The organism is Robinsoniella sp. RHS (assembly GCF_001029355.1).
Taxonomy (GTDB): domain Bacteria; phylum Bacillota; class Clostridia; order Lachnospirales; family Lachnospiraceae; genus Robinsoniella; species Robinsoniella peoriensis.
In genome coordinates this window covers 1-11,635 of record NZ_JNGB01000112.1, presented here as the reverse complement: position 1 = coordinate 11,635, position 11,635 = coordinate 1, and the positions used below count along the sequence as shown (strand labels likewise).

Below are 11,635 nucleotides of genomic sequence, written 5' to 3'. Positions count from 1 at the left end.
GCGGAGCGAGGGCAAGCTGCGTATTAACAGTTCAAAAAGCTCCGGTAAAAACAACCAAAATCAAGGTGCCGAAAAAGGTTACTTTAAAAGTAAAAGAGAAGCAAAAGATAGAAGTGGTTAGGAAACCGGTCACAGCTGCCGATAAAATTGATTACCGTTCGTCAGACAGTAAGATAGCGAAGGTTGATAAAAAAGGCATTATAACCGCAAAGAAAGCCGGAAGCTGTCATATAACCGTGACGTGCAATAAAATTACAAAAAGAATAAGGGTAATTGTGGAACGGAGATAACCGGCAACATTTTATTTTAGCCGGTAATCCTTCGGACTTGTCCCATACTTTTCTTTAAAGACCCGGTTAAAGGTACGCTGGCTTTCAAATCCGGCATCCATCCATATCCTGGTAAGTGTGTCGTTGGTAGAACGGGTCAGATACTGAGCGTAATCCAGCCGAATATTATTTAAATACTCGTGAAAGCCCATCTTAAGCTTTTTGGAAAAAATATGGGACAAATAATATTTACTTACGTTCAGTTCCCGCGCCAGCGTATCCAGAGACATTGGTTCTTGAAAATGCAGGGAAATATACTGAACCAGACGATAAGTCAGATCCGTATTATCAGGCCGGGCATTCTTTTCCAAAGTAAATAAAGGCAGTACATGGGCCAGGATGACCTGAATCCAGGCCCCCAGCAGAAATCCGGAGGCGTCTTCTTTTGAAGATGCCTCTAATCTGTCTAAGGCATATAAGATATCCCCGTGGACCTGATGAGATTTTAAATATGGATTCAGAGGATGGCTTCTTTTTAACTGGTTTAGAAATGGACCGAACATATTCTCATCAAAAATAAAGAGAATAACATCGCAGCTTTTTGGCGCCTCGGTTCGGTATGCATGTACGGTTTCCGGGAAGACAACCGCTAGTTCCCCTTTTGCCATTTCCAGAGTATGATCCTGAATGGTAACCTGTATTCTGCCTTTTTTTACATAAATAATTTCTACTGCATCGTGGAGATGAGCCGGGAAATTAAGATTCTGAATATTATTAATATGTGGCTTCTCAAACTTCTTCTCGTAAAATGGATTCATATTTCACCTCTCTCACTTCAGGCATTTATTACAACAACCATTAGCAATTTTTGGCTACAAAATAATGTGATATGACAATCATTATAAATGGATTACTGCTATAATGCAATTAAATTAAAAAGGATTACCGCATAATTCAATTAAATTAAATGGTGAAAAAAAGAGAGGAGATTTAAGATGGAAACAAATAAAAAAGTACTTATTTTTCAAGGCGGCTGGGACGGACACGAGCCGGATAAGGTAGCACGGAGGTTCTCTGATCTATTAGAAAAACATGGGTATACATGTACTATTTCAGATACCCAGGAGGTTTTAGGAGATCTGGATATGCTGATGGGGCTGGACTTGATTGTTCCTTGCTGGACCATGGGTGAGATCAAACCGGAATACCGCCAGAATATCGTGAAAGCAGTGGGTGCAGGAGTAGGGCTTGCCGGATGCCACGGCGGTATGTGCGATTCCTTTCGAAATGATGTGGAATGGCAATTTATGACTGGCGGACAGTGGGTCAGCCATCCGGGGGGAGACGGTGTGGATTATGAAGTCAACATCAAGTTTGGGTCAAGCCCTATTGTAGAAGGAGTATCGGATTTTCATGTCTGCAGTGAGCAGTATTATCTCCATGTAGATCCAGCGGTAGAGGTGCTCGCCACAACTCGTTTTCCGGTTGTGGATTATTACCACAGTGCTAATAAATGTGTGGATATGCCGGTTGTCTGGACAAAATTCTGGGGGAATGGAAGAGTATTTTATAATTCCCTGGGGCACCACGATGATGTATTTGAAAAATTCCCCACCGCTCAGATAATCATGGAGCGGGGGCTTCTATGGGCAGCAAAGGGCAGGCAGTATGCCCTGGATCACGGACTTACAACAGAGCGGTTTGAAAGCACCGCAAAAATGTATTAGGAGGGACCGTTATGGAAAAAGTAAAAATCGGAATATTGGGACTGGGTGCCATCAGCGGCATTTATTTAAAAAATCTTAGCAGTGTGTTTCGGAATGTGGAAATTCTGGGGATCTATGATCTGATTGAAGAAAAGGCAGAAAAAGTACAGGAAGAGTACCATATTTCAAAAGTATATAAAAATATGGAAGAAATGCTGGATGACCCCGAAATCGAAATTGTGCTTAATTTAACCAGACCGCTGGAGCATTACCATGTTACAAAATCAGCTCTTCTGGCTGGGAAACATGTATATAGTGAAAAACCGCTGGCAACTACTTTTGAGGAAGGTAAGGAGTTAGTTGCTCTGGCAAAACAACAAAACTTACTGCTTGGAGGTGCACCGGATACATTTCTGGGGGCGGGAATACAGACCTGTAAAAAAATAATAGATTCGGGATTTATCGGCAAGCCCATAGGAGCTGCGGCGTTTATGATCTGTCATGGGCATGAGAGCTGGCATCCGGCTCCGGAGTTCTACTATCAGACCGGAGGAGGACCAATGATGGATATGGGCCCCTATTACCTGACTGCCCTTGTGAATCTTATGGGCAGCGTAAAAGGACTGACCGGAATAGCGAAGAAAAACTTTGAACATCGGGTTATTACCAGTGAACCTTTATATGGAAAGACAATTGATGTAGAGGTACCCACTCATTATAATGGTATTCTTGATTTTGAAAGTGGGGCTACGGCTACGGTTACCACCACTTTCGATGTATATTATACTCAGCAGGCAAGATTTGAAATCTACGGTACAGAAGGAACTTTAATTGTACCCGACCCGAATACCTTTGGAGGACCGGTTAAGCTTTTGAGTGGAAAAGAAAATGAATACAGGGATATGCCGTTATTATTTGACTACAGTGAGAACAGCAGGGGACTAGGATTGTCTAATATGGCTGATGCCTTGAGAGGACTTGATGAATTCAGGGCAAATGGCGATCAGATGCTACATGTATTAGAAATCATGACCGGGTTTGAGAAAAGCAGCAATGCAGGCAGTTATTTAGAGCTGGCTACAAGGATATAATAAGTTAAATGTGCACATAAACAGGGGTTATGCTATGAAAATAGAGTAATCTCTGTTTTTTTGACATTTTGTTAGGTGCACTTTGATAGCAATTATATGAGAAACAATATATGGGCTATTTAGACAAAGACGGTGATAATAATACAAATAAAACAAATTATTGTGCAAATCATAAATAAATATAAACAAAAGAAAGAAATTTTTTAGTGAAAGTTCTTAAATTGTTCACAAATTCTTACTATTTTGTCCACGATAGAGGTTTATAATACTATTATATACTAAGCAGAGAGGAGGAAGACAACATGACAAGAATTCCCGTTCATTTTAACACAGCCAATGATTTATTAAAATTTGTGAATATCGTAAGCCGCTACAATTATGATGTAGAGCTTAAATCCGGTGACTGTGTTCTGGATGCCAAGTCCATTGTCAGTGCAATCGTGTTAAGCCCATCCAGTGATTTAGAGATGCTCGTTAATACAAATGATTGTCAGGATCTGGTAGAAAACGTTTCAGCATATGCATGAAAACCTGAGAATGGAGATAAAGACAATGTATAATGGAATGATATAGCCTGAAGATTGGTGAAAACGTCAATCTTCGGGCTATTTTAATGTCTATAGATAAATTAAAAAGCAGGCTTTTGAAAGAATTACAAACTATGCTAAAAAATTACAACAAATTCCATGATATTTTTATAGATATTGGTATTTTTTTCTATTAAAATAAGAATATTATAAAATAATAATGGAGGCGGGAAGATGAGAAAGGTATTGAAAAAGACTATGTCTGTGGTGTTGGCAGCATCACTTCTGGCTGGATCAGTAGGAGCAGTTGATGCAGCAGAAATGAAAAACAAAAGCGCAAGGCGGGGAAATGCAGATTATGTTTCTAATCAGGGAGAGCTGATTACCACTCCATTTGTACAATTACCGGTGGGGGCGGTGCGTGCAAATGGATGGCTTGAAAACCAGCTGTTATTACAAAAAGTAAATTTAACGGGAAACATGCATCTGTTCAATGATTATAATGAAGCTACCAGTGCATGGCTTGGCGCAGAAAATGGGGAAAGCTGGGAGAGAGGTCCTTATTATATGAGAGGACTTGTTGCGCTGGCATATGTGCTGGATGATGAGGAACTGAAGACAGAGGCTCAGATGTGGGTAGAAGCAATTCTGGCAAGCCAGAAGGAGGACGGATCTTTTGGAGCAGGCAGCAAGACTGACTGGTGGGCGAAGATGCCGGTTCTTATGGCAATGAGGGATTATTATGAAGCAACCGAAGCAGCAGCAAAAACGGATGAGCGGGTAATTCCTTTTATGGAAAGTTATTTCCGGTACCAGGCAGCAGCACTGCCGAACAATCACTTAAGCAACTGGGCGGATGCTCGTGGCGGAGATAATATTGACAGTGTTTACTGGCTGTACAACCGGCTTTATAATGATTCTGATCCGCAGTCATCTGATTGGCTGCTTGACCTGGGTAACATATTGGAAGAGCAGACAACAGACTGGACAGGCCAGTATAATGATACGACTGTCCGCCAGCACGTGGTAAATACCAGCCAGGGCATGAAGACTCCGGCTGTATATTATCAGTATTCAAAAAATGATAGAGATAAGAATGCGCTTCAGAACGGGCTGCTGAATATGTCCATTGACCATGGGCGGGTAGACGGGCTTCCCAATTCGGATGAGGCAGCAAGGGATAACCGAAGTACCAGAGGTACGGAGAACTGTGGTATTGTGGAAGGGCTGCTTTCATCAGAGATCGCAGAGAAAGTGCTGGGAGAAGCATGGATTGGTGACCGAATTGAGAAATTGGCTTATAATGCTCTTCCGGCTGCTTATACACCGGATATGTCCGGACATGTCTACTATGTCCTGCAGAATCAGGTTATGGCAACACTGGGAAATCATGAATTTGACTGCGACCATGGCGACAGCTCGGCATTCGGAGCACCGCTGGGATTTGACTGCTGCTATTCCAACACACATATGGGATGGCCGAAGTTTGTTCAGAATATGTGGATGGCAACTGAGAACAACGGACTTGCGCTGACCGCATACGGACCTAATCAGGTTACAGCGAAGGTGGCAGACGGAAAAACCGCTGAATTTGTTCAGCAGACTGATTATCCGTTTAAAGATGCTATTCACCTGGATTATAAGGGAGATACAGCAGATTTTGAACTTCAGCTTCGAATTCCGGAATGGGCAGTTGATCCGGTTGTTAAAGTAAATGATACAGTAGTTCAGGGCGTTGTGAACGGAGAATACTATAAGGTAGACCGGGAATGGAAAAAAGGAGATACCATTGATCTGGTATTCCCAAGTGAGATTGCAACATCATCCTGGTACAACGACTCTGTGGCAGTAGAAAAAGGACCGCTTCTTTACGGGCTTAAGATAGAAGAGGACTGGCGGGTAGAGGAAAGCAATGATGCCAGGGAATTAAAGGTAGAACATCAGGAACAATCTCCGCTTAGAGAAGTATATCCGGCATCCCAGTGGAATTATGGATTGGTTGTAGAAGATGGATTTCAAGTGTCATACGCAGATGAGGTGGCTCTGCAGCCATTCAGCACCCAGACAGCACCGGTTACCATCAAAGCTACCGGACAGTTAATACCCGAGTGGACCTATGATGGCAATATTGCAGGACCTCAGCCATTTGGAGCAACACCGGCAGATGAAAGCTTACAGACCGATATAGAATTAATCCCTTACGGCAGCGGCAGACTGCGTATATCCCAGTTCCCGGCAATCGGAGAGCCATACACAGATGTTGTGAAGGCAGAGGGCGACAGCAGTAAAATTAAGCATCTGGGTAATATTTATCAGGAGTTTAAAAATATTATTGTACCGGCTGCTCAGAATTATACTTTAACGGTAGAAGGAAGCGGACAGGGAGAGGTTATTGTAAATAATAAAGGAAAAGTGTCAGTTGATCTTACTTTGGGCTCTGCAACACTGGAGGGTCTGAAAACCTTAATTTCAGACGGTAATTTCAAATTCACCAACGGATATTTTAATAATCTTCGGTTTACTGAAGGGCTTCAGGTAGACAGACTGGTGGTTACACCGGTAAATATGGAAATTACGGATATTAATATTGAAAGCTATAGCCGTACAGATGATTACATTAAGATTAATACCAATTTAAATGCTCAGGAGACACCATATGAACTTCTGTATAAGACAACGAAAGAAGGGGATTTTACCAACAGTATTATCGGATTTGAGTCCCAGACGGCGTATATTACAGGAATTGATCCCACGCTGGACTATTATGTACAGATCGTTGCAAAGGTTCATGGTGAAGATAAAGCAAGCGATGTCATTGTATTAAAGGCTGAGGAAGTCAACGGTGGCGGATTAAAACCAAATCCGGGTGCGCCCAATGCCCAGTATTCCGGATTCACAACCCTGAACTATATGGAGGACGGGTCAGCAGGATGGGTGAAGTATGATCCGGGAAATAATATCAGGTATATACAGGATGAAAATGAAGGCAGAACGGTAGCAAAAATCGGTAAAAATGAAAGAGTTAAGATGACTTATGAGCCGGCGGACGGTTCGGCACAGAACTGGACGGATTATGTAGTTACCGGAACGGTATCTGTTGATGAGATGTCAAAAAATAATGCAGGTATTATCTTCCGCGGAAGTAATTTTGGAGATGATCCGGATGCTTATGCAGGATACTTTGCTGGTATTGGAAGAGTTGATTACAATGATGGCAATGTCCATGGCCTGGGACTTATGATTGGCTATGCAGATGGACAATGGCATGACATTAAGGGATTTTCCATGCCGGAACTTCAGACGAACACAAAGTATGATATTAAGGTAGTAGCGTTTGGTGACCAGTTTGCTGTTTATTTAAAAGCTCATGACGATGCAGATTATGAATTTATTGCAAAATTCAGCGATTCCAGATTCTCAAAAGGAACAATTGGTTTCCGTTCCTACAATGAGGCATTTACCGCGTATGGGGTAGATGTGAGACCGGTTGTGCAAGAAGACCTTGGGGTATTTGAGGAAACTGAGGAAGAACCGGGAGAACAGCCAAACGAAGTACTTTTCACTGATGATTTTAGTGATGCACAGAAATCCCAGGAGAATTGGCTGAAGGTACCAAATCAGGCAGATATCCAGTTTGTGGATGAAAAAGTGGTACTTGGATCAAGTACAGATATGAAGCTGGTAACAGCAGAGCCATATCAGTGGAAAGATTTTGTATATGAAGCAGATGTAACACTGCGGGGAGAAGGTCAGAATGCAGGTTTTATTTTCCGGTCTTCCAAGGAAGAAAGCGGCGCAGACAGTTACAATGGTTATTATTTTGGAATAGGATATGGCAAGGGTAAGGGAAGCTTTGAAGTTGGAAAAGCAACGGATAAAAAGTGGAACGGAATAAGCGGAACAGTGGAATCGGAACTGGTTAAACCTGACCAGGCACATCATCTTATGGTAATTGCATACGGTTCCAAATTGAATTTCTTTATTGACGGAGCCAAGGTTTATTCTATTGCTGACAGTTCTCACAAGATTGGGCGTGTAGGGCTTCGCGGATATAACAGGCAGTTCGAAGTGGATAATATACAGGTACGCACCCTGACAGAAGAAGAAAAAGAGATCTATTCTAAGATTGAAGTCGAGGAATTCGACATCACAGCAGAATCATTCCAGGATGGATTCCAGATTACATATCCAAAGACAACTGCTGCATCTTACAAGGTACAATATGGCACAGAACCCGGTGTATATACCAACGAGTTTGTGGATGTAAAATTCAACAACTATAAAGGCGGAGGTGTATTTACAAAAGATAAAGTTGCATTTGGAGTACCGTTTGATGGTACATATTATTTCCGTCTGGTAGGCTTGTCATCCGGACAGATTGTGGTAGCACAGTCTAATGAATTGATGATGGATACAGGATATCTGGAAGATACTTCAGCAAATGCGCAGAGACTGGATGATACCAAATCACAGGTGTCCGGAACAGATACCTCGAAAGCAAGACCGGCAGATCTCGCGCGCCTGAAAACAGCCATTGCAGATGCAGGAGCCCTTCAGGAAGCCACAGGAAATCAGATGGATTATGATCTGGCATCCAGCCTGCTTACGATTTCAAAATATGCAATAGACAATCGTGTAGCAGAGCCGACGGATCCGGAAGAACCAGATGAAACAGAAACGGAAGAAACAGAGAAGCCGCAGGAAACAGAGAAGCCGCAGGAGACAGAAAAACCGCAGGAGACAGAGAAGCCGCAGGAAACAGAGAAGCCGCAGGAAACAGAAAAGCCAGTTGGTCCTGTAAAACCAGTGGAACCTTCTAAACCGGTGAAAAAGAATCAGAGAATCAGTGCTAAGAATATTTCTAAAATATATGGAACAAAGCCCTTCAAATTAAATGTAAAGACAAATGGCGATGGAAAGCTTTCTTACAAGTCTGATAATAAAAAAGTTGTTACCATCAGCTCTTCCGGTAAAGTTACCGTTAAAAATTACGGAAAAGCAAAGATTACGATTAAAGCATCTGCTACTGGCAAATACAATGAAGCTTTTAAGACAATCACATTCGAAGTACGTCCGAAAAAGGCAGTGATTTCAAAAGTATCTGCAGCAGGCAAAGGCAGAATGAAAGTAACCTGGAAGAAAGATTCCAGAGTAACCGGATATCAAATCGTTTATGCAAGGAACAGTAAATTTACAAAAGGAAAGAAATACGTCAGTGTCAAAAATGCAAAAACCATCACAAAGACGGTATCCAAACTGAAAAAAGGAACTAAATATTTTGTGAAGGTAAGGTCTTATAAGACTGTGAAAAACCATAAATACTATAGTAGTTATAGTAAGGTGAAGAGCGTCAGGATTAAATAGGAGCCGCATAATAGCCGGAAGATATATATCAGAAGGTTAAAGAAAATCTGATAAGAAAGAAATCAAAAAAGGACAGGAAGCCATAACAGGCCTCTGTCTTTTTTTATTCTCTGCATTGTGTGATACAAGCTAAACTTGTAATTTTCTGAAAATGTAATGTCAAACCAGTGATAGTTTTAAGTCAGACCAGTTATAGCAATCTTTTTTAATCACCGTTATAATACAACTATAATCAGTCGTATGACAAAGCAGGAGGAAAATTAATGAAAAAGAGTAAGTGGATCAGCCTTTTATTAGCAGGTATATTAACATTGTCTCTGGCTGGCTGCGGAGGTGGAAATACAGCCGACACAGCCGGAACCGGGAGTGCAGCCAGTGACAGTGAGACGAATGACAAAGGAGAACCCTATACGGTAACCATGGTTCTGCAGGGAAGCCAGCCCCAGGATGAAGAGAGAATTGAAGGAAAGATCAATGAAATTCTGGAAAAAGAATTGAATGCCAAGCTGGATATTGTGATGCTTCCCTGGGCAAGTGCATCCCAGCAGCTGCAGTTAATGCTATCCGGTGATGAGAAAATTGACTGTTTTTACACGAATGCCACAGGGGCAATGAAGTTTATGCATGCAGGCCAGATCATGGATATGTCAGAGCTGGTAGAAAAATATGGGACAAACTTAAAAGAAATTTATGGGGAAGAGGTATTAAAACTGAATTCCATAGATGGATTCCTCTATGGTGTGCCAAACCAAATCGAGAGGGGAAGTATACCGGCAGTTTTCATGCGTAAGGATATGATAGAAAAATATAACATTGACACATCTGCAATTAAGGAACCTAAAGATCTGGAAAAAGTCTTTGAGGCTGTTAAAAAAGGAGAACCGGATATGACCATGCTGTTTTCTATTAACAGTGGGGATACACCTCTGGACAGGTTATTTCCGGGAGATACTTTGTCAGATGCAAATGGCTTAGGCGTACTGATGGATCAGACCGAAAATACGAAGATTGAAAATCTGTTTGCAAGCGACTGGTACATGCAGACTACAAAGATGCTTTATGACTGGTACCAGAAAGGATATATCAGCAAGGATGCAGGTACGGCAACCGAAAACTGGAGAACGGTATGCAAGGCTGGAAATCTGTTCTCACTGTTCTTTGCGTATCATCCGGGTACACCAGTGGAATTTAAAAGTTCTACAGGATACGATTTTGAAATAGTGAAGTTCAGGGATTACCCGATTAAAAACTGTCAGACCTATTCCGGTATTATTTTCTCGCTGGCACAAAACTGTGAAAATCCGGATAAGACAATGCAGGTATTAGATTATATCTATGGTAGTAAGGAAATTATGAATCTGCTGAACTGGGGTGAAGAAGGTACAGACTATGTCATCGAGGATCAGGAAAATGATATTATCAATTATCCGGAAGGAATTACCACGGATAATGTAGGATACAGCCTGAACCTGGGATGGGAATTGCCCAATCAGTTTATTGCCCACAAATGGAATGGAAGTGATCCAAAGCTCTGGCAAAAAATGGAGGAATTTAATAAGAGTGCAAAGGATTCAAAAGCAATGGGATTTTTATTTGACGATTCAGCGGTAGAAAGTGATGTCTCAGCGTTGGCAAATGTGGTGTCACAGTACCGGGGATCTCTAAACAGCGGATCTGTAAATCCGGAAGAATACATTCCTAAATTTCTGAAAGATCTGGAAGCAGCCGGAATCGATCGTGTGATTGAGGCCAAACAGAAACAATTTGATGAATGGCTGAAGCGTGATTAAAACTCTGGCACAGAATAAATAGAAATGGGATGACTGCCGTAAAACAAAAGTTTTACGGCAGTTTTAAAAAGGAGAATGAATGTGAATAAAAAATCAAAGTTGCTGGTTTATAAAAAACATTTCCCGCTGTATCTTATGATTTTGCCGGGAGTACTTTATTTAATTATAAATAATTATATTCCTATGGCAGGAATGATAATTGCATTTAAGAAGGTTAATTTTTCGAAAGGGATTTTAGCCAGTCCATTTTGTGGATTAGATAATTTTAAGTTCTTATTTTCCTCCGATCAGGCATGGATAATAACCAGAAATACAATGTTATACAATCTTGCCTTTATTTTAGTAAACATGGTGATTGGAATTGCAATTGCCATTTTGATTACCCAGGTACGCAGTAAAAAAATGAAAAAATTATACCAGAGTGCGATCCTGCTTCCGTTTTTAATGTCTATGGTAATTCTTAGCTACATTGTTTATGCCATGCTGAGCGCAGAAAATGGAATGGTAAATAACTCCATATTAAAGGCGCTTCATATTGATCCGGTACAATGGTATCAGAGACCGGAATACTGGCCCTTTATATTAGTAATCGCAAACTGCTGGAAAGGGGTTGGGTATGGATGCTTAATCTATATTGCGACTTTGATTGGCATAGATCCCACATTTTATGAGGCGGCCAGGCTGGATGGGGCAACGAAATGGCAGGAGATTAAGAAAATTACCCTTCCATGTATGGTTCCTACGATAATTACGCTGCTTCTATTAAGTATTGGGAGAATCTTCTATTCGGATTTCGGGTTATTCTACCAGGTTCCCATGAACTCCGGTGTCCTTCTTCCTACCACAAATGTAATTGATACATATGTATACCGTGCTTTAATTGAACAG

Annotated in this window: 8 protein-coding genes; 7 read left to right on the top strand and 1 reads right to left on the bottom strand. The window is 41.4% G+C overall.

The features are described 5' to 3' along the window. Window positions 1-290, top strand: a 290-nt coding sequence (locus tag RHS_RS24260; RefSeq protein WP_047834615.1) for an Ig-like domain-containing protein, incomplete at its 5' end; no start/stop codon positions are given. 11 nt (window positions 291-301) lie between these two features. Here RHS_RS24260 and RHS_RS24255 read toward each other — a convergent pair. Beyond that, the gene (locus RHS_RS24255; protein WP_027295255.1) at window positions 302-1,087 is read right to left on the bottom strand and encodes an AraC family transcriptional regulator; all 786 of its coding nucleotides are present in this window, start codon (window positions 1,085-1,087) and stop codon (window positions 302-304) included. A gap of 177 nt (window positions 1,088-1,264) precedes the next feature. On the opposite strand from RHS_RS24255, the gene RHS_RS24250 reads away from it, so the two are divergent. From RHS_RS24250 to RHS_RS24225, 6 genes are all read left to right on the top strand, one after another. Next, window positions 1,265-1,996, top strand: coding sequence for a ThuA domain-containing protein (locus RHS_RS24250; RefSeq protein WP_047834614.1), 732 nt, complete (start codon window positions 1,265-1,267; stop codon window positions 1,994-1,996). An 11-nt stretch (window positions 1,997-2,007) separates the two neighbouring features. Further along, entirely contained in the window at window positions 2,008-3,066 is a 1,059-nt protein-coding gene (locus RHS_RS24245) for a Gfo/Idh/MocA family protein (RefSeq protein ID WP_047834613.1), read from the top strand. A gap of 302 nt (window positions 3,067-3,368) precedes the next feature. Beyond that, window positions 3,369-3,593, top strand: a complete 225-nt coding sequence (locus tag RHS_RS24240; RefSeq protein WP_027295253.1) for an HPr family phosphocarrier protein — start codon at window positions 3,369-3,371, stop codon at window positions 3,591-3,593. 234 nt (window positions 3,594-3,827) lie between these two features. Beyond that, a complete protein-coding gene (locus RHS_RS24235) occupies window positions 3,828-8,957 on the top strand; it encodes a family 16 glycoside hydrolase (protein WP_047834612.1) in 5,130 nt (1,709 codons plus the stop codon). Window positions 8,958-9,220: 263 nt separating this feature from the next. Next, the gene (locus tag RHS_RS24230; protein ID WP_047834611.1) at window positions 9,221-10,747 is read left to right on the top strand and encodes an ABC transporter substrate-binding protein; all 1,527 of its coding nucleotides are present in this window, start codon (window positions 9,221-9,223) and stop codon (window positions 10,745-10,747) included. 75 nt (window positions 10,748-10,822) lie between these two features. Beyond that, window positions 10,823-11,635, top strand: an 813-nt coding sequence (locus tag RHS_RS24225; RefSeq protein ID WP_047834616.1) for an ABC transporter permease subunit, incomplete at its 3' end; no start/stop codon positions are given.